Here is an 18474-nt window from a genome sequence, read left to right on the forward strand (position 1 = left end):
GGGTGAACCGACTGGCGATGACCGACCTCACGACTTCGGTGCACCGCTCTATCACCGAGGTCAAACGGGGCGAGTGGAACGCTATCGTCGCCCAGCAGTCCCGGACCGGGAGCGTCTTCGAGCGCTACGAGTGGCTCGACGCCTACGAGCGAGCGACCGGCGCCGACGCCCGCCACGTGCAGGTCCGCAAGAACGGGACGCTCGTCGGCGTCCACCCGACGTTCGTTCGGCCGCTCCCGGGGACGCCGTTTCGGTTCCTCGGCCCGGCCAAACCCGGGACGAACGGTGCGCTGATAGCCACCGACGAGGACGCCGTCTTCGCCGCGCTCGCCGACCGGATGGCCGACTTGACCGGCGGCCGGACAATCGGCCACCTGCTCCGCCCCGCCTCGGGGCGGTCGGTTCGGTACGCGACGCGCCTTCGCGACCGGAACTACTACCCGTCGGTCCGGGACTGCCAGTTCGTTCTCGACACCGACCGCCCGTGGGACGCCGTCGAGAGCGACCTCTCACAGAAGAAGCGGCGCAACCTCCGGAAGGCCGACGAAGCGGGCGTCACCGCCACCGACGTTCCCGTCACGGCCGACAGCGTCGATTCGTTCGCCGAGCGACACGCCGCGCACGTGGCGCGCCTCGACGGCGACGGCGCGTCCCCCGAACTCCTGCGAGCGCTGCACGCGACAATCGGCGACCGCCTCAAACTGTTCCGGACCGCCGTCGACGGCGACCCGGCGGGCGAACTGCTGGCGGTCTGTGACGACGAACGCGACAGCCTGTTCCTCCTCTTTCCCGCCTACGACCCGACGAACTTCGAGCACTTCCCGTCGGAGGTACTGTATCGGGCCGCCATCAAGTGGGGCATCGACAACGGCTACGCCACCTGCAACTTCGGCGAGACGACGCCGGACTTCGAAGACGGGACGTTCGCGTTCAAGACCGCGTTCGGCGGGCGGGCCGTCCCGACGCTCCGGTGGGAGCGGATAGATTCGCTGGTCGGCCGCGTCCTCTACCTCCTCGGGAGTGACCGCGTCGTCGCCCGTCTGTTCCGGTCCGCGACGGGGAACGCCTAGTCGCCGCTCGGACGGGCGACCGACCCCGCGGCGAGGGCGCGCTCTACGGCCGTCGACTGCGGGGTACTCAGGCGTTCGCGCAGGTCTGACTCGGGGAGCCACGCCCAATCCGTGTGTTCGTGGCTCAGCGTCACGTCGGGTCCCTCCGTCCCGTTCGTGGTGCAGTGATAGTACACCGCGAAGCGCCCCTGACTCCGGTCGTTGTGCCACGTGACGGCGTGGACCGGTTGGTGGACCTGCACGGTCAGTCCCGTCTCCTCCAGTATCTCGCGTTCGAGGCCCTCGACGACGGCCTCGCCGTCGTTGATCCGCCCGCCGGGGAGCTCCCAGCCGCCGTCGCTCGCGCGTCGAATAGTGAGGACGCGACCGTCGGGCGCGCAGATGGCCCCTCGGAGGCTCACCGTCGCTTCGAGGAACTGCTCGTCCATACACGCCGATGGATAGGCGGTAGTGTCAGTCTACCGGTCGCACGACTCCGTTGCCAGCGTTCATGTTACTGGCCTGCGAAGAGGGCGACGAATGTACTCCCGCGACCACGCGATTCTCTCGCTGTTGACGGGCCTCGCTGTCGTCGTGGCGACGACGCCGCCGGGACACCCGATGGCGGTCGTCGCCGTCGCCCTCGCGGTGGGTGTCGGTATCGACTTCGACCACTTCCTCGTCGCCTACCTCCACACCGGGTCGGCGAAGAACGCCCGGCGCCTCCTCGCCAATCCCCGCTTGGCGGTCACCGACCAGCGGGCGCTGTTCGACGACGCCGACCTCTCGCGACTCCAACGACTGCTCAGTCACGCCCTCATCGCGGGACTCCTCGTCGGCGGTCTGTGGGTCCTCGGGGCGACGTACTGGGCGTTCGTCGTCGGCGTGAGCCTGTACGTCCACGTGGTCGCCGACCTCTACGCCGACGTGCGAGACACCGCTGGCGAGTCCGGTCGGCACGCCGGAGACGCCTGAGGACCGACCGGCGCTTTGGGCTCCGGACCGTCGCTCGGCCGCTGTCTCTCCCCTCGCTCCGTCGCTGACCAGGGTTGCCGGACCGACGCACGCTGACGCGCTTTGGGAACACAACCGCAAGTGCGGAGAACGTCCCGCCCGACAGTGTAGACGAACCGGTGTCGAGAGCGACGGCAGTCTCTCAATACGATGATCGGACACGCACTCTCTCCCCAGCTAGCACAGCCACTCGAACCAGTCCGGACGGAACTGCGGACGGTCCTCGCAGAGCCGACCCTGCTGTTCGGCTGGGTCGCCGTCGTCGCCTGCTCGGTGGCGGTCCTGTGGTGGGACATCCGGCGGCACAACCGCGCGCTCCCGTCGATGATGAAGGGCGTGTGGTCGCTCGTCGTCTGTTACTCCGGGCCGTTCGGCCTCGCCGTCTACTGGTACGCGGGCCGGACGCAGATCTCCCGGGACTCGCTGTGGCGGCGCGGCCTCCGGTCGACGGCGCACTGCTACTCCGGATGCGGTGCGGGTGAAGTCGTCGGCCTCCTCCTCGCACAGGGGCTCCTCGGCCTCGCGGTCGGCTGGGTCGCCGCCGTCACCTTCGGGTTCGCGTACACCTTCGGCTACGCGCTCACCGTCGGCCCGCTGATGCAAGAGGGGGTGAACTTCTCGACGGCGATACGCGACGCCTTCTACAGCGAGACGCCCTCGATTACGGTGATGGAAGTCGTCGCGGTCGGTTCGGACCTCCTGCTCGCGGCCGAAGCGGGCCTCACGGACGCCCTGTTCTGGTCGTCGCTGGTCCTCTCGCTCTCGCTCGGCTTCCTCGCGGCGTTCCCCGTCAACCTCGCCCTCGTCCGCTTCGGCGTCAAAGAGGGGATGGAGAATCCCGCGGAGATGGGCCAGTCGGCCTGAGCGTCGGTTCTGTATAGCACGGACCAGTTTACGGATGCCCGGTGGTCGATGGCCGCTCGGGACCCCAGGCCACGAAACCGACCGCCTCGCCCCCGCTGAAGACGACTGTTCGCCGAGACACTGCCACCGTGCGGTCGAACCACCGGACCGCTCGTTTTCCGGTAGCCAACGAGCGGATGCAACTCGTCGCGGGCGCGCTACTCGGCCTGACCCCGGGGTGTGGCGGCGCGATTATGGCGATGCCGCTGTACATCCGCGGGACGGTCAGTTTCCGAACCGTGGTCGCGGCACTCGCGACCGCGTTGGCGTGTCGACTCCAATCGGGGGTGCGCTGTTGGGTTTCGCCACGGGGTGTGGGCCACAAATCGTCTTCCCCCGGATATCCCTACAGGGCGGCATTCCCTTCTCGGCGCTGACCGCGAACGCCATCAGTCAGGACGGCGACGCGCTGTTCCCGCTGATGGCTATCGACATGAAAGCGGCCATCGTCGCAACCATCTATACGACCATTCCCGCGCTCGTCGTGGGCATCGCGGTGTACCACGTCTGGCCGTTCGGGAGTTTCCGCTTCGGCGTGCTCTGAGGCGGTCGCCGTTTCGACCGACGCGCGGGTGACCGCACCACCACCGTCGACGCTGTCGCATCGGCCCCAACACGCGACGCGTATTCTCTCGATAGTCCTATTTCGGATGCGTCGACGACTGCGGTTCCCTGCCATAGCGATTTCGGGCGGGCCTGACTGCCGGTTCGTGGGAGCGCCGCGAAACGCGGTCGCCGGTGCGACGAACGTCCCCGACACGGTCACCCTCACCCGCAGGGACACCCGACACGTCCGAGCGTCCGGGACACCGCTATCGAGGATTCGAAACCCGAGATTCGTCGTCGCCGTTTTCGGGAGACCCCGAATTCAGCCGTTCTGCCCTTCCTCCAGCCAGTCCCGCTGCAACCGGACTCTCGCTTCGCCACGCCAATTTCATATCGCGATATGGCGTTTATCAGTCGCGTACTGCGCGGTCCACAGACCCGTTGCTCACTGGCGAAAAACCGCGAAATCGAGAAATACGGGGGTCAGGGAGAGTAGTTCGCCACCGTCTCGAAGGCGTCGTCGGCCACCGCGTCGGCAAGGGCGTCGACGTCCACGTCGTCGACCTCGGCGGGATACTTCCGCTGGAAGTAGCTCACGATGTTGTCCACGTCTCGGGTCAACAGTTCGCGCGCGTTTTCGTGGTCGGTCGGCACCGCCTGCGGCCAATCGAAGACGACGACCCCCTGGGTCGTGACGAAGACGTTGTACTCGCTCATGTCCGCGTGGACGAACCCCTCCCGATAGGCCGTCTGCATCTCGTCGAGGACTAACCCCAAGACCGGGACTACCTGTTCCGGTTCGAGACCGGTTCGGGAGAGTTCGACGCCGTCGACTTTCTCCATCACGATTGCGTGGCGGTTCGTGTCTATCGGCTGGGGGACTGAAACCTCGGGGTACAGCGTCTCCAGCGCGTCGTACTCGCGCTCGGCGGCCTTTCGGGCGGTGTAGAGCCACGAGACGTGGTCGCGGTCGGACGTGTAGTCCCGTTCGCGCATCACTTCGCGGAAGTTCGTGTACCCTTCGCGGTGGTACTTCAGCGCCAGCGGTTTGTACGACTGAACCTCGTACACGTCGCTCTCCTTGCCGACGCCCAACGGCGCGCCGAATCCCTCGATGCTCCCGCGTTCGACGAAGGTGTGGAGTGCGAGCGCGTCGTACCCCTCGAAGGTGAGTTTGAACCCCTCGTACTGGATGGTCTTTCGCTCGACGAGGCCGCGGTCCTCACAGCGGTCCAGCCGATAGTCGACGTTCTCCTCGGTCAGGCGGGAGAAGTCGGTCAGTTTCTCGCGGTTGACGTACTCGGAGAACCGCATCCCCTGTTCGACGCCGGACAGCAGATGGAAATCCTCGGCTTCCAGTTCCGGCAGCACAGAAGCCACGTTCTGGACCATTAGCGCTCCATAGCCGCCCGACTCGTAAAAGTTCGACGCGTCGCGGTCTGCGCGGTAGTATATCAAATAACGCTATACAGAATGGCCGTCGAGGGCATCGGCCTCCAGTATCTCGACGATCCCGAGACGTTCGAGTTCGACGGCGGCTACGTCGCTTGCCCGACGGACGAACGCGGAAATTGTTGACTGAGGCGAATAACGAAGTGGGTTCCCGCCCTCCTTCCGGTATGCGCGTCTTCGAAACGGACCTTCCGGGCGTCGGCCGCCGGTACACCGTGACGTTTCCCGATGGTGGGCAATTGACCGTTCTCGTCCAGAATGACGGGCCTCGCGAGACGTACTGGCGGGGTGACGACGACGGTGACAGCGCCCGCCTGTTCTCGCTCTCGCCGGCACAGGCGCGAAAACTCGCCGAGATATACGACGGGACGTATTTCGAACCGGCGCGAGAGGGCATCGACCACGCGCTCGAAGACGCCCGCATTCGCTGGGTCGAGGTGGCCGACGACGACCCGGTGGCCGGTCGGACCCTCGGCGAAAGCGCGATACGGAGCGAGACGGGCGTCCTCGTACTGGCCGTTCAGCGCGGCGACCGCACGCTCTCGAGTCCGGACGCGGACACTCGAATCGAAGCCGGGGACGTGCTGGTCGCGGTCGGAACGGACGAGGCCCACGCGAAACTGGCCGACCTGCTCGAGTGAGCCGTGGCGAATCCGCTGCTCGTCGCCGGCGCGGTGCTCTTGGCGCTGGTCGCCCTCGCACTCGCGGCCCAGCGAATCGGCCAGTCGGTCATCCCCACGTACATTCTTGCCGGCGTCGTCGTCGGGCCGTTCGGCATCGGCTTGGGCGCGGATACCGTGGGTGTCCCGCTCCCAGCGTTGCTCGCGCTCCCGGCCGCGCTCGGGGTCGTCCTCTTGCTGTTTTTCGTCGGACTGGAGTTGAGCGTCGGCGAACTGCTCGCGGACCGTCGCGCGTTCGCCCGCGCCGGGGCCGTCGACGTGGGGGTCAGCCTGCCGCTGGGCTTTCTGGTCGGCATCGTCGCCGGCTTCTCGCCGTTGGAAGCGACGTTTCTCGCGCTGGTCGTCTTCAACTCATCGACGGTCATCATCGCCAAGTCCGTCGTCGACGCGGGGTGGGTCGGCAGTCGGGTCAGCGACGCCGTCTTCGGCGTCGTCGTCGTCGAGGACGTCGTGACTGCGCTCCTGTTCGCCGTCGTCTCGACGCTCGTCGTCGGCGGGTCAGGCGTCACGCTGGCCCGGTCGCTCGTGGTCAGTATCGCCTTCCTTGTGGCGCTCGTGGCGGTTGTCCTCCGCGGGGCCGAACCGGTGCGGCGCGCCTTCGGCCCGCTCCGGGGAGAACTGTTCGTCGTCGCGTCGCTCGGGGCGGCCGCGTTCGTCGCGGGAGTCGGGACGCTCACTCGGACGAGCGAGGCAGTCGCCGCCTTTCTCGTCGGCGGCCTGTTCCAACGCGCGGACCTCCTCGCGGAGGCGGAGCGATACCTCGCGCCGGTCCGTGACGTGTTCGCCGTCGTGTTCTTTCTCTGGGTCGGCGTCCAGACCGACCCCCGGGTGGTCGCCGACGCCGCGCCGTTCGTCCTCGGAATCGGGCTCGTGACGCTCGCGGGCCAACTCGTCAGCGGCTACTACGCGGGCAGAGCGTTCGGTCTGGACGCGGACGCGGCGGTGCGGATGGGGGCCGCGCTGACCCCGCGCGGCGAGTTCTCGCTGGTCATCGCCGCGTTCCTCGCCGTCGAGGGGACGACGCCGACGCTGTCGGAGACGATTCCGGCGATAACCGTCGGCTACGTCCTCCTCACCAGCGTCGGCGGGAGTGTCCTCTTACACCGCGCCGACGACATCGCGGCACTCAGACGACGGCTCCGACCATCGCGTCGATAGCCGAAATCTGCTCGTCGTTGATGGCATGCCCGAGGCCGTCGTACACCCGTTCGGTCACGTCGGCGTCGAGGCGGCGGAAAGCGTCGGCAGTCGTGGCCACGCGGTCGGCCGAGACGTGCGGGTCGTCGTTCCCGCATCCGACGAACACGGGCGTCCCGGAGAGCGACCCGGACCGCTCGGCGGCGGGGTCCGGCCCGAGCAGTCCACCGGCGAGCATCGTCAGGCCGCCGTATCGCTCGGGATTGCCCGCGACGTACTCGCCCGCGAGACTCGCCCCCTGCGAGAAGCCCACGAAGACGGTCCGCTCGCGCGGCACTCCGGCGGCCGCGGCCCGGTCGAGCGTGCGGTCGACGAGCGAAACGGCCGAGGAGAGCCACGGTTCCCGGCGCTCTCTCGGTGCGTCGACCGGACCGGGGAACCACGCTTTGCCCGCCGCTTCGGGTGCGAGATACATCGCGCCGTGGTGGTGGAACTCGTCGGCGAGTCTGAGGAAGTGTCGGGCCGAGTCGCCGCGGCCGTGAAGCAGTACGACGGCGGCCGTCGCGGCTTGGGGCGGCGCGCCCGCGGTGACGATTTCCGCTCCGGCGTGCGGCCCGTCGTCGTTCTCGCTCACCGTCTCACCACGCTGGCATCGACAGCGGCGGCAGTTGCGGGGCAATCATCTCGCGGTCTTCTTCGAGCCACGGCGGCAGTCGGAGCGTGTCGGCGGGTGCGTCGTCCGCCGGGGAGACGCCCAGACCGGGCCGTTCGGTCGCCAGTTCGAACAGGATGCCTCCGGGGTCCCGAACGTACAGCGAGTGGAAGAAGTGGCGGTCCTTCACGCGGGAGACGGTGAATTCCCGGTCGTCGAGCAGGTCCCGCCACTCGCGGAGTTCGGCCTCGCTGTCGACGCTGACGGCGACGTGGTGAATCGACCCCGCGCCCTCGCGGCCGAACGGCGCGTCGTCTTTCAGGATGTCGACGGTCGACCCGCGCTCGGCGACGCGATAGCGCACCGCCTCGGCCGTCTCGTCGACCAGTTCGAACCCGAAGGTATCCAGCAGGCTGGCGGTCACGTACGGACTCATCGACCGAAGGGTGATGCCGCGGACGCCGCGAACGGCCTTCGAATCGGGAACCGGGCCGCCACCGACGGGACGCCCGTGGTCGCCGTCGGCGACGAGTTCGACGTGCGTGCCGTGCGGGTCCCTGAACTGGCGGACGCGCTCGCCGAAGCGAGTTCGGGGGTCGTCAACCTCCGCACCGTGGTCGGCGAGACGGTCGGCCCAGTAGTCCAGAGTCCCCTCGGGGACGGCGAGGAGGAACGAGTGGATGTCGGGGCGGCCGACGCGCCCGGCCAGTTCGGCGGGCGAGGCGAAGAACGTCACCACGGACCCCGGAGTGGCGGCGGCGTCGCCGTAGTAGAGGTGGTAGGTGAACTTGTCCTCGAAGTTGACGGTGCGGACGACCGGTCGAAGACCGAGGCCGCGGACGTAGAAGTCGGCGTTCTCCTGCGGGTCACCGGCGAGTGCCGAAACGTGGTGGATTCCCGGTGTGTCGGAGAGCGTCACTGCCACTCGAACTGGCTGATGGCGTCGCGCCAGTCGTCGGGAATCGCCTGCGGGGCTTCGGCCTCGCGGTCGTAGGTGACCTGCGTGCTCTCGCCGGTGGCGACGACGCCCGCCTCGTCGCGGACCTCGTACTCGAACGGGAAGCTCTTGGTCCCGAGGTTCGGGACCCGAACGCCGACGGTGACGCTGTCGACCGACCGAACCGGCCGTTCGTAGTCGATTTCGAGGTTCGCGACGACGATACCGGTCCCCTCGCCGTCGGCCGCGAGGAACGACCGGTCGCCGCGGCCGACGACTTCGGCGAGGTAGTCGATGCGGGCCTCCTCGAAGTAGGTCCCGTAGCGGACGTTGTTCACGTGGCCGTAGGTGTCGAGGTCGTCGTAGCGGACGTCGACCGCGGTGGTGAACTCGAAACTCATGCCAGCAGCTCCGCGTGCTTCTGTTTTAGCTTGTCCAGTTTCGGCGGGATGGTCATCCGGCAGTAGGCCTGATTCGGGTTCTTCTCGAAGTAGTCCTGGTGGTAGGCCTCGGCGGGATAGAACACGTCGAGCGGTTCGACCTCGGTGACGATGTCGTCGTCGTAGCCCGGTTGAATCTCCTCGATGAACGCCTCGACGGTCTCGCGCTGGTCGTCGTCGTGGTAGAAGACAGCCGAGCGGTACTGCGTCCCCACGTCGTTGCCCTGTCGGTTCAGCGTCGTCGGGTTGTGCGTCGTGAAGAAGACGGCCAGCAGGTCCTCGTAGCTCACCACGTCGGGGTCGTAGGTCACCTGCACGCACTCGGCGTGGCCCGTCTCCTCGCGGCAGACGGCTTCGTAACTCGGATTCTCGACGTGGCCGCCAGCGTACCCTGACACCACGTCCTCGACCCCGTTCACCTGCTTGAAGACGGACTCGGTACACCAGAAACAGCCACCGGCGAACGTCGCTTGCTCGGTCATCGCTAGCCGGTAGGCGCGGGACGCACAAAAGGAGACGGCCAGCGCGTCAGTCGGCCTCAGCGGCCCCGTGCGTGACCGGCCGGGCGCGTCCGTCCGGTGGTGCGCCGTCACCCACCGACCGGGCGGAGTTGCCCACCACTAGCAGACTGCTGGCGGTCATCGCCAGCGCGGCGAACAGCGGGTTCAACGCGCCGACCAGCGCAAGCGGGAGTGCGACGGCGTTGTAACAGAACGCCCACGCGAGGTTCTGCCGGATGCGCCGCCGCGTCGCGGCGGTGTACTCGAACACCCGCGGTACGGCACGGAGGTCGTCGGCGGTGACCACGGCGTCGGCGGCGTCGGCGGCCAGTTGCGTCCCCGAGGCCATCGAGATACCGAGGTCGGCGCGGCCCAGCGCCGGGGCGTCGTTGGCGCCGTCCCCGACCATCGCGACGGTCCCCCGGGACTGCAGTCGGTCGACGACTTCGGCCTTCGCTTCGGGTGGGACGCCCGCGAACACCTCCGAAACCGCCTCGTGGTCGGCGAACCGCGACGCCGCCTCGGGGCTGTCGCCGGTGACGACGACCACCTCGTGGGCCGCCGCGAGGTCGGTGACGACCGCCGCCCACGAGTCGCGCGGCCGGTCGCCCCCGACCACGAGGTCCCGTGCGCGGCCGTCCCACCCGACGAGCGCGGGCACCTGTCCCTCGCTCCGGGCCGCGTCGAACCGCTCAGCGAGTCCCTCCGGGACCGCGAACCCGCAGTCGGCCAACAGGGACTGGGTCCCGACGACGACGCGTTCGCCGTCGACCGTCGCGCTGACGCCTCGGCCGGGATGTCGCTCGAACCCCTCGACGACGGCGTCGTCCGCGGTGGCCGCGTCGGTGACCGCAGACGCCAGCGGGTGGTCGGCGAACTGCTCGACGGCCGCCGCCCGCCGCATCGCCTCCTCATCGGCCCGTTCACGTAGCGTCATCTCGCCCGTGGTCAGGGTCCCGGTCTTGTCGAACGCGACCACGTCGACGGCCGACGCCGTCTCGAACACCGAGCTATCGGTGACGACGATGCCGTCGTCCAAGGCGGTCCGGACGCCGGCGGCCGTCGCCAGCGGCGTCGCCAGCCCCAGTGCGCACGGACAGGAGACGACGAGCACGGCCAGTCCGGTCAGGAGCGCGTCGGTCACCGACGCGCCCAGCGCCAGATGCCCGACGGTCGCGAGGGCGGCCAGTCCGACCACGAGTGGGACGAACACCGCGGCGAGGCGGTCGACGAGTCGCTGGATACCGCCCCGGTCGCTCTGGACGGTCCACAGCAGTTCGGTCAGGCGGTCGACTGTACTCTCTGCCTCGGGACCGACGCGGACCACCAGCGCGCCGTCGGTGACCAGCGACCCGCCGACGACGCTCGACCCGGGGGTCTTCCGCACGGGGACGGCCTCGCCGGTCGTCAGCGACTCGTCGGCGGCGGCGGTCCCCTCGAGGACGGTCCCGTCGACGGGGACGCGTTCGCCGGTCCTGACGAGGAGTTCGTCGCCAGGCCCGAGCGCCGAGATGTCGACCGTCTCGGTCCCGTCTTCGACCCGGCGGCGGGCGGTGTCGACGCGCTGTCTCGTGAGGTCGGTCAACCGCCCGGCCGCGGCACGGCGGACGCGGTCCTGATAGTAGTCGCCGAGCGAGACGGCCAGCACGATGACGGTGGCGACGTCGAAGTACACCTCCGTCTCTCCGAGGAGGATGGCGAGGACGCTGTACCCGAACGCCGTCGTCGCGGCCATCGCCACCAGCAAGTCCATGTTCGGGCGGCCCGCCCGGAGGCTGACGTACGCGCCGCGCAGGAGCGGCCACCCGGTGTAGCCGACGACGACGGCGGTCATCACCGCCATGTTCCACAGGAGGTAGGCACCGGCGGCCCCCCCGAGGTCGACCAACAGGAACCGGTCGGCCAGTCCGAGGTAGGCGGGATAGAGAAAGAGGAGGTACCACAGCATCGTCATCATCCCGAAGAACCCGCCGACGACCAGACGGCCTTCGAGTTCGTGGTCGTCGTCGGCGTCGACGGTCTGGAAACTCGCCTCGTAGCCGGTTCCGGCGACGACGCTCGGCAGGTCGTCTTCCGAGCACAGGTCGGGGTCGTAGGTGAGTTTCATCGTCCCCGTCGCGTAACTGGCCGCCGCGCCGGTGACGCCCTCGTGGTCGGTGGCGCGGGCTTCGAGGAACGTCTCGCAGGTCGCACAGTGCATGCCTTCGACGGAGAGAAATGCCGTCTCCCCCTCTGCGTCGGCCGGGTCCGGACCGGTCTCGGCGTCCGCGACCGACTGCTCTGCGGGGGCGTCCAGCGTCCGGGCGACTTCCAGACAACCGCGACAGCAGAAGGTCCCGGCCACGTCGCTGTCGGCGACGGGCGAGTCGACGGCCAGTCCACAGAGCGTGCAGTCGGTCATGGTCTCACAGCCACGGCATCGGGAGGGGCGGTCTCGGGACGGCGACGCCGAACGCCGCCAGCCCGTTCGAGAGCGGGACCAGCGCGAGGACGAGGAAGACGGCCCCGAGCGCTCGGTGGAACGCCGCCCGACGGGTCGGCGCGAACGACCCGAACGCCGTCCCGTAGGCGAACACGAGCGGTATCGTCCCGAGGCTCAACGCCGCGAGCGAGAGGCCGCCGGTGACGGCAGACCCGCTGGCGAAGGCGTAGAGGAACGCCGGGTACAACAGCGGACACGGGAGCAGTCCGTGCATCGCGCCGAGCGCGACCATCCCCGGACCGTCGACGAGGGCGTCGAGTCGAGCGACAAGCGTCCCAGCGAGTCGCTGGAACAGGGTCCCGACGACCGGAACCGACGACGCGACGTCGACTGCGCTGGCCCGGGTCAGGTAGCCAGCCCCGACTGCGAGGATGAACAGGCCGACGCAGACGCCGACGACACCGCGGACGGTGGTCGCGAGTCGGGCGAGACCGGCGGCGTCGTAGAGCACGCCCCCCAGCAGCCCGAACGCCACGCCGAGGGTCGTGTAACTGAGGCCGCGGCCGACGTTGAACAGGACCTGCTGGCGGATTTCGTGTCCGGAGAGCGGGCCGCCGTCGTCGAGCCGGTCGGCGTAGGTGGTGACCAGCGGGCCGCACATCCCCAGACAGTGGACGCTCCCGAGGAGTCCGAGGCCGGCGAAGGCGGCGACGCCCGCCGTCTCGCTCGCGGTCAGTCCGAGTCCGTCGAGGGGCATCCTAGGCGGTGGTCGCGTCCGAGGGCGACGCCATCAGGAACAGCGCCGCCGCGATGACGACGACGCTGACGAGTGAGAGCGCGACGACGGTCCGACCGGTTCCCTGTAAGTAGTACGCGACGGGCGCGAGGCCCGCGAGAACGAGCAGTGTCACGAGGCGCGGACTCGAAGTGGCCATGAACGCCCGTACGCCGTGGTCCCGTTAAAAAGTGGGTCCCGGTTCTTACTCCGTAGGAACGCCGACCCCCCTTTTTGTGGCTCGGGTGGGTCTCGGCGGAGTATGGGACAGGCACGTACCGACTCCGAGACGACGCGGTCGGACGGTCCGGCGACGACGCTGGGACGGCGGCAGTTCCTCGGGAGCGCCGTCGGCGCGGCCGCGCTGAGCGCAGTCGGCACGGCGACAGCACAGTCGGAACCGGACTACGGCGGATGGTTCGACGACGTCTCGAACTACGACGGCACCGTCGATAGACGGGGACAGGACACCGTCGAGATAACGGTCGGCGCGGAGGGGAACAACGGCGCGTTCGCCTTCGCACCGGCGGCGGTGATGGTCTCCCCCGGAACCGAAGTGGTCTGGACGTGGACCGGCGATGGCGGCGGGCACAACGTCGTCTCCGACGGCGACGGCCCGCTCGACTCCGGTGACCCCGTCGCCGAGAGCGGCACCACGTACAGCCACACCTTCGAGAATGAGGGTATCTTCAAGTACGTCTGTGAGCCACATCTCTCGCTCGGCATGAAGGGGGCCGTCGTCGTCCGACCGGGCGGTGGCGGTGGCGGCGACGCCGGCCAGCAGGGACCCCCGGCGAACCCCGACTACGGCGGATGGTTCGACGACGTCTCGAACTACGAGGGCGAGACGGTCGACCGGACGGGACAGGACACCGTCGAAGTGACGGTCGGCGCGGCGGGCAACAACGGCGCGTTCGCGTTCGACCCCCCGGCAGTCCGCGTCTCGCCGGGGACGGAAGTGGTCTGGACGTGGAACGGCGAGGGCGGGGGCCACAACGTCGTCTCGGACGGCGACGGACCGCTGGACTCGGGCGACCCCGTCGCCGAGAGCGGAACCACGTACAGCTACACGTTCGAGGAGACTGGCATCTACAAATACGTCTGTGAGCCACACCTCTCGCTCGGCATGAAGGGGGCCGTCGTGGTCGGCGGCCCGCCCGGCGGGAGCGGTGGTGACGGCGGCGGTGGCGGTCGGACCGGGTCGCAGGTGTCGGGGCCGACGTGGCTGTTCACCGCTCCGGTCGCGTTTGCCTTCTTCACGCCGCTGTTGTACGCCGCGGCGATGCGGCGGCGACGGCAGACGACGCCGCCGGCCGAGATGGTCGACGCGGACGGGACGGTCCGCGTCGAGGAGGCGGCGGCGACCGACCCCGAGACGGAACTCGGACACGAGGAGTTCGACCCGACGGGGACGGCGGCGCTCATCGCCTTCTACTTCGTCCTCATCGCGCTCCTGTGGGTGTTCATGTACTTCGTCGAGTTCCTCGGTCGCGTCTCCGTGATAGGGTGATATCATGCAGGTCCACAACTTCGAGAAAATCTGGCTCGGTGCAGCGATACTGCTCATCGTCGGCTTCATCGCCACCATCTCCTACGGCACGGTGGGGGCGGGCATCCAGATGGTCGACGACTCGGGCGGACAGATAAGCGCACAGGCGGTCCAGAACGGCGAGTCCGGCACGCAGTTCGACGACCCCGGCGTCGTCAGGCAGAACGACAGCCACTACGTCGTCTACGTCGTCGCCCAGCAGTTCCAGTTCGTCCCCGGGAGCGGCGACAACCCGATTCGCATCCCGGCGGACACGCGCGTCACCTTCCGGGTGACTAGCGCCGACGTGTTACACGGGTTCTCCATCGTCGAGACGAACGTCAACACGATGGTCATCCCCGGACAGGTCGCCGAGGTGACCGTCCGGTTCGACGAACCGGGGACCTACGGCCTCGTCTGTCACGAGTACTGTGGCGCGGCCCACCACACGATGGGTGGGTCCGTCGAAGTCGTGCCACGGTCCCAATACGACTACCAGGAGGTGAGCGACTGATGGTGTTCGTCGATTCCTATCCAAAGACTTCGAAACTCGTCCGCAGCGAGTTCCTCGTCGCGTTCGCCGCGCTCGGACTCGGTGCGCTGTTCGGTATCGTGCAGGCACTCCACCGCACGGGCCTGTTCCGTGGCTTCGTCAGTTCGGCCGACTACTACACGCTGCTGACGGGCCACGGCGTCCTGTTGGCGCTCGTGTTCACGACGTTCTTCATCGCGGGCCTGTTCGCGTGGGCCACGACGAACAGTTTAGAGCGTGAACTGCCACAGCGGCTCTCGTGGTCCGCGTTCTGGCTGATGCTGACCGGGACGGTGCTCGCGGCCGTCGCCATCATCGGCGGCATCGTCGGCGCGCCGACCGTCTTCGGCCACGACCTGCAGGCCGACGTGCTGTTCACGTTCTACGCGCCGATGAAGGCCCACCCCGCGTTCTACGTCGGGGCCGCGCTCATCATCGTCGGGTCGTGGCTCGCCGGTCTCGCGTACTTCAAGTCGCTGTGGGACTGGCGCAGCGAGAACCCCGACGAGCGAATCCCGCTCCGGGCGTTCATGGTCGTGACGACGATGCTGATGTGGTACATCTCCACCATCGGCGTCGCCGTCGAGGTGGTCGCGCTCCTCATCCCGTGGTCGCTGGGCCTCATCCAGAGCGTCGACCCCTTGCTGACCCGGACGCTGTTCTGGTACTTCGGCCACCCCGTCGTGTACTTCTGGCTGATGCCAGCGTACCTGGTCTGGTACACGGTGCTGCCGAAACTGGCTGGCGGGCGACTGTTCAGTGACCCCCTCGCCCGGGTCGTGTTCGTCCTCTTCCTCCTGCTGTCGACGCCGGTCGGGTTCCACCACCAGTACGTCGACCCCGGCATCCCGGAGGGGTTCAAGTTCATCGCGATGACGAACACGATGTTCCTCCTGTTGCCGTCGCTACTGACTGCCTTCACCGTCGTCGCCTCTATCGAACACGGGGCTCGCCAACGCGGCGGTGAGGGGTACTTCGGATGGCTTCGCTCGCTCCCGTGGGGCGACCCGGCTTTCGCCGGGTGTATGCTCGCGGGGCTGATGTTCGCCGCTGGCGGGTTCTCCGGGATGATAAACGCCGGGATGAACATCAACTACCTCATCCACAACACGCTGTGGGTCCCGGGACACTTCCACCTCACCGTCGGCACGGCGTTCGCGCTGACGGCCATGGCCATCAGTTACTGGCTGGTCCCGCAGATTACTGGCAAACGGCTCCGCCAGCGGACGGTGGCGCTCGCCCAGCCCTACGTCTGGTTCGTGGGGATGGCGCTGATGTCCAACGCGATGCACCGGGCCGGGTTGGCGGGTATCCCGCGCCGGACCGCAGAGCCGAACTACGACGAGTTCGCCTTCGAGGGACTCGTCGGAACCGTGGGCGAGATGCGCCTGCAAATCGCCATCGGCGGCCTCCTGCTGTTCCTCGGGGCCGCGATGTTCCTGTTCGTGATGGCCGAGACGTGGCTGGCACACCGCGGCGGGACCCTCTCGGTCAACAGCGAGTTCCCCGACCCGCTGTCGGGGCCGGAACACAGCCCGCGAATCCTCGACAACTACAAACTGTGGACCGCTATCGCGCTGGTGCTCATCGTCATCGCCTACGGGCCGCCGCTCGCGAGCATGGTCGCCGACGGCATCGCGGTGCCCGGAAGCCCGCCGATACCGGTCTAACTCTCCCACCTCCATGCTCGACGACGTCGAAGGCCCGCAGAAGACGCGGTTGGTTCGGCTCCTGATAGTGCTCGCTATCGGCATCCCGATACTCATCGAGGTGATCACCTTCGGTGGCCTCATCGGGCACTACGTGGCCGGGAGCGGCGGTGGAGGCGGAGCGGCCGGGACGCCCACGCCAGCGATAGCGGGAGCGAGCACCGGCGACGAGATACTCGAACAGACACCGGCCGTAGAGCGCATCGACGACGCCACCGTGGTCGTCGCCGAGGACGGCTGGGAGTTTTCCCTCACGGTCGCGGTGAACAACACCGGGCAGGGTCCCTACGAACTCCGCCTCGGACCGGTCACGACCAGAGCGGGCGAAACGGTGGCTGGGAGCGGGCCGACGACGGGCGAACTCGCCGCTGGCGACACCGGGTCGGTGACGGGGCGATGGCTCCTCCCGAAGGGCCAGCGGCCAGACGCCGTCGCAGTGACCGTCGTCACCGGCGACGGGGAACCGACCACCAGCGAGTACACCGTCGAACTCGGCGACATCCCGGTCTCGGCTTGAGTAGGGTCCGGGCTTCGGGGGCTACCGGTCCACGTCGCCCATGATGGGGTCCAGACTCCCGAGCGTCGCCACGAGGTCCGGGACGTACTCGCCGACGGCCATCTCGGGGAGCGTCTGGACGTGCGAGAAGGAGGGGCCGCGAATCTTGAAGCGGGCGGGCGTGTCGGTCCCGTCCGAGCGGATGTAGATGCCGAGTTCCCCCTTCGCGGCCTCGACGGCGCGGTATATCTCCGTGTCCGGGTCGGGCCGAATCGTCCGGGGGACGTTGGCCTGTATCTCGCGGTCGGCCTCGGGCCACCCCCGCAGGAGGTCGGCACACTGCTCGACGATGCGGGCGGACTCCTCGACTTCCCGCAGGCGGACGAGCAGTCGTGAGAAGTTGTCGCCCTCCGATTCGGTGACGACCGACCAGTCGAGTTCGTCGTAGTAGCCGTAGGGGTCGTCGCGGCGCAGGTCGTAGTCGACGCCCGACCCGCGGGCGACCGGCCCGGTACAGCCGTAGGCCTTCGCGGTTTCGGCCGAGAGATGGCCCGTGTCGACGGTCCGTAGCTGGATGATTTCGTTCTCTGTCAGCAGTTGGTGGTACTCTTCGAGTTTCTCCGGGAGACCGTCGAGGAAGGCGTCGATTTTCTCGAAGAACGCGTCCCGTGGCGTCGGAACGTCCCACGCGACCCCCCCGAGGCGGAAGTAGTTGAACATCAGGCGCTGGCCGGTGAGGTCTTCGAGGATTTCCTGGACGAGTTCGCGGTCGCGAACCCCCCACTGGAAGACGGGCGTGAACTCGCCGACGACGTCCAGCGCGTACGTCGCGACGGCGAGCAGGTGGCCGAGGATACGGGAGAACTCGCCGCACATCGTCCGAACGACCTGCGCGTACTCCGGGACTTCGATGCCGACCATCTCCTCGGCGACCCGCGCGTAGGCCCACTCGTTCAGCAGGCCCGCACCGCTCCAGTCCCAGCGGTCGGGGTACGGCATTATCTGGTGGCGGTAGGTCTTCGACTGGCACATCTGTTCCTCACAGCGGTGGATGAAGCCGATGTCCGGGTCGATGGCCGCGACCTGTTCGCCGTCGAGTTCGACGTTCAGGTGGAGGACGCCGTGGGTCGAGGGGTGGTGCGGGCCGACGTTGAGGTGCATCCGGTCCGGCCCGACGCGTTCGTCTTCGAGGAGTCGCTGGTGTTCGCGGAACGTGACGATTTGTGGCTGTCCCTGGTCGTACTCTCGGGAGAGCGGGTGGCCCTGCCACGTCTCGGGCAGGAGGAGGCGGCGGAGGTCCGGATGGTCGTCGTACTCGATACCGACGAGGTCGTAGGCCTCGCGCTCGTGCCACTCGGCGGCGGGGAAGACGGGCGCGCCGGACTCGCTCTCGGGAGCCGAACTCGGCGTCGGCACGACCACCGATAGCTCTCTGGTGGGGTCGTCGTAGCTCCGCAGGTGGTAGATGGACTCGTAGCGGTCCGCGTACTCTTGGGCCGTGACGCAGGCACAGTGGTCCAGTCCGGCCTCGGTCCGCAGGGTGGAGAGGACGGTCTGCACCTCGTCGGCGCGGACGACGACGGCGGGCGCGTTCAGGTGGTCGTCCTCGCGGACGACGTACTCGCGTATCGGGTCGAGGAGGTCGGAGCGGTGGTCCGCTCGCCGCTCCGCGACTGTCTGGGACATACCGGGGCGTCGTCGC

19 protein-coding genes and 1 pseudogene are annotated in these 18474 nt (G+C 68.3%); 10 read left to right on the forward strand and 10 right to left on the reverse strand.

Going from position 1 to position 18474, the window contains the following annotated elements:
* Window positions 1-17 precede the first annotated feature (17 nt).
* Window positions 18-1070, forward strand: coding sequence for a GNAT family N-acetyltransferase (locus NJQ44_RS04360; protein WP_254273464.1), 1053 nt, complete (start codon window positions 18-20; stop codon window positions 1068-1070).
* Here the strand turns inward: NJQ44_RS04360 and NJQ44_RS04365 are convergent.
* Window positions 1067-1498, reverse strand: coding sequence for an NUDIX hydrolase (locus NJQ44_RS04365; protein WP_254273465.1), 432 nt, complete (start codon window positions 1496-1498; stop codon window positions 1067-1069). The two genes, NJQ44_RS04360 and NJQ44_RS04365, sit on opposite strands and share 4 nt — an antisense overlap.
* A gap of 91 nt (window positions 1499-1589) precedes the next feature.
* On the opposite strand from NJQ44_RS04365, the gene NJQ44_RS04370 reads away from it, so the two are divergent.
* The 3 genes and pseudogenes from NJQ44_RS04370 to NJQ44_RS19545 all read left to right on the forward strand — a co-directional run bounded on the left by NJQ44_RS04370 (window position 1590) and on the right by NJQ44_RS19545 (window position 3510).
* Window positions 1590-2024, forward strand: coding sequence for a hypothetical protein (locus NJQ44_RS04370; protein ID WP_254273466.1), 435 nt, complete (start codon window positions 1590-1592; stop codon window positions 2022-2024).
* A gap of 189 nt (window positions 2025-2213) precedes the next feature.
* A complete protein-coding gene (locus tag NJQ44_RS04375) occupies window positions 2214-2927 on the forward strand; it encodes a DUF4396 domain-containing protein (RefSeq protein ID WP_254273467.1) in 714 nt (237 codons plus the stop codon).
* Window positions 2928-3055: 128 nt separating this feature from the next.
* Window positions 3056-3510, forward strand: a pseudogene (locus NJQ44_RS19545) (putative manganese transporter).
* Window positions 3511-3995: 485 nt separating this feature from the next.
* Here NJQ44_RS19545 and NJQ44_RS04390 read toward each other — a convergent pair.
* The gene (locus NJQ44_RS04390; protein ID WP_254273468.1) at window positions 3996-4904 is read right to left on the reverse strand and encodes a serine/threonine-protein kinase RIO2; all 909 of its coding nucleotides are present in this window, start codon (window positions 4902-4904) and stop codon (window positions 3996-3998) included.
* A 227-nt stretch (window positions 4905-5131) separates the two neighbouring features.
* On the opposite strand from NJQ44_RS04390, the gene NJQ44_RS04395 reads away from it, so the two are divergent.
* Entirely contained in the window at window positions 5132-5605 is a 474-nt protein-coding gene (locus NJQ44_RS04395) for a cation:proton antiporter regulatory subunit (RefSeq protein ID WP_254273469.1), read from the forward strand.
* A 3-nt stretch (window positions 5606-5608) separates the two neighbouring features.
* Window positions 5609-6802: a cation:proton antiporter gene (locus NJQ44_RS04400; protein WP_254273470.1), complete on the forward strand. Its 1194-nt coding sequence runs from the start codon at window positions 5609-5611 to the stop codon at window positions 6800-6802.
* Here NJQ44_RS04400 and NJQ44_RS04405 read toward each other — a convergent pair.
* Genes NJQ44_RS04405 through NJQ44_RS04435 form a run of 7 tightly spaced genes read right to left on the reverse strand, consistent with a single transcriptional unit; the run spans window position 6771 to window position 12667 of the window.
* Window positions 6771-7415 (reverse strand): alpha/beta hydrolase, encoded by a 645-nt coding sequence (locus tag NJQ44_RS04405; RefSeq protein WP_254273471.1) that lies wholly within the window; start codon window positions 7413-7415, stop codon window positions 6771-6773. The genes NJQ44_RS04400 and NJQ44_RS04405 overlap by 32 nt on opposite strands.
* Window positions 7416-7419: 4 nt before the next feature.
* The gene (locus NJQ44_RS04410) at window positions 7420-8352 is read right to left on the reverse strand and encodes a VOC family protein (RefSeq protein ID WP_254273472.1); all 933 of its coding nucleotides are present in this window, start codon (window positions 8350-8352) and stop codon (window positions 7420-7422) included.
* Window positions 8349-8771 (reverse strand): acyl-CoA thioesterase, encoded by a 423-nt coding sequence (locus NJQ44_RS04415; RefSeq protein ID WP_254273473.1) that lies wholly within the window; start codon window positions 8769-8771, stop codon window positions 8349-8351. Before NJQ44_RS04415 ends, NJQ44_RS04410 begins: the two co-directional genes overlap by 4 nt.
* A complete protein-coding gene (gene msrA / locus NJQ44_RS04420) occupies window positions 8768-9292 on the reverse strand; it encodes a peptide-methionine (S)-S-oxide reductase MsrA (protein ID WP_254273474.1) in 525 nt (174 codons plus the stop codon). Before msrA ends, NJQ44_RS04415 begins: the two co-directional genes overlap by 4 nt.
* A gap of 46 nt (window positions 9293-9338) precedes the next feature.
* Window positions 9339-11711, reverse strand: coding sequence for a heavy metal translocating P-type ATPase (locus NJQ44_RS04425; RefSeq protein WP_254273475.1), 2373 nt, complete (start codon window positions 11709-11711; stop codon window positions 9339-9341).
* A gap of 4 nt (window positions 11712-11715) precedes the next feature.
* Window positions 11716-12489 carry a sulfite exporter TauE/SafE family protein gene (locus NJQ44_RS04430; RefSeq protein ID WP_254273476.1) on the reverse strand — a complete coding sequence of 258 codons (774 nt, stop codon included), beginning with the start codon at window positions 12487-12489 and terminating at the stop codon, window positions 11716-11718.
* Window position 12490: 1 nt separating this feature from the next.
* A complete protein-coding gene (locus tag NJQ44_RS04435; RefSeq protein ID WP_254273477.1) occupies window positions 12491-12667 on the reverse strand; it encodes a DUF8131 family protein in 177 nt (58 codons plus the stop codon).
* Window positions 12668-12769: 102 nt separating this feature from the next.
* On the opposite strand from NJQ44_RS04435, the gene NJQ44_RS04440 reads away from it, so the two are divergent.
* Genes NJQ44_RS04440 through NJQ44_RS04455 form a run of 4 tightly spaced genes read left to right on the forward strand, consistent with a single transcriptional unit; the run spans window position 12770 to window position 16793 of the window.
* Window positions 12770-14017 (forward strand): halocyanin domain-containing protein, encoded by a 1248-nt coding sequence (locus NJQ44_RS04440; RefSeq protein WP_254273478.1) that lies wholly within the window; start codon window positions 12770-12772, stop codon window positions 14015-14017.
* Window positions 14018-14021: 4 nt separating this feature from the next.
* Complete coding sequence (locus NJQ44_RS04445) at window positions 14022-14549, forward strand: cytochrome c oxidase subunit II (RefSeq protein ID WP_254273479.1); 528 nt, start codon at window positions 14022-14024, stop codon at window positions 14547-14549.
* The gene (locus NJQ44_RS04450) at window positions 14549-16237 is read left to right on the forward strand and encodes a b(o/a)3-type cytochrome-c oxidase subunit 1 (protein WP_254273480.1); all 1689 of its coding nucleotides are present in this window, start codon (window positions 14549-14551) and stop codon (window positions 16235-16237) included. Before NJQ44_RS04445 ends, NJQ44_RS04450 begins: the two co-directional genes overlap by 1 nt.
* A 13-nt stretch (window positions 16238-16250) precedes the next feature.
* Complete coding sequence (locus NJQ44_RS04455; RefSeq protein WP_254273481.1) at window positions 16251-16793, forward strand: hypothetical protein; 543 nt, start codon at window positions 16251-16253, stop codon at window positions 16791-16793.
* 21 nt (window positions 16794-16814) lie between these two features.
* Here NJQ44_RS04455 and NJQ44_RS04460 read toward each other — a convergent pair whose 3' ends face one another.
* Window positions 16815-18458: an NADH-quinone oxidoreductase subunit D gene (locus NJQ44_RS04460; protein ID WP_254273482.1), complete on the reverse strand. Its 1644-nt coding sequence runs from the start codon at window positions 18456-18458 to the stop codon at window positions 16815-16817.
* Window positions 18459-18474: the final 16 nt, after the last annotated feature.

Origin of the sequence: Haloarcula marina (assembly GCF_024218775.1) — an archaeon.
In the GTDB taxonomy this organism is placed as follows: Archaea; Halobacteriota; Halobacteria; order Halobacteriales; family Haloarculaceae; genus Haloarcula; species Haloarcula marina.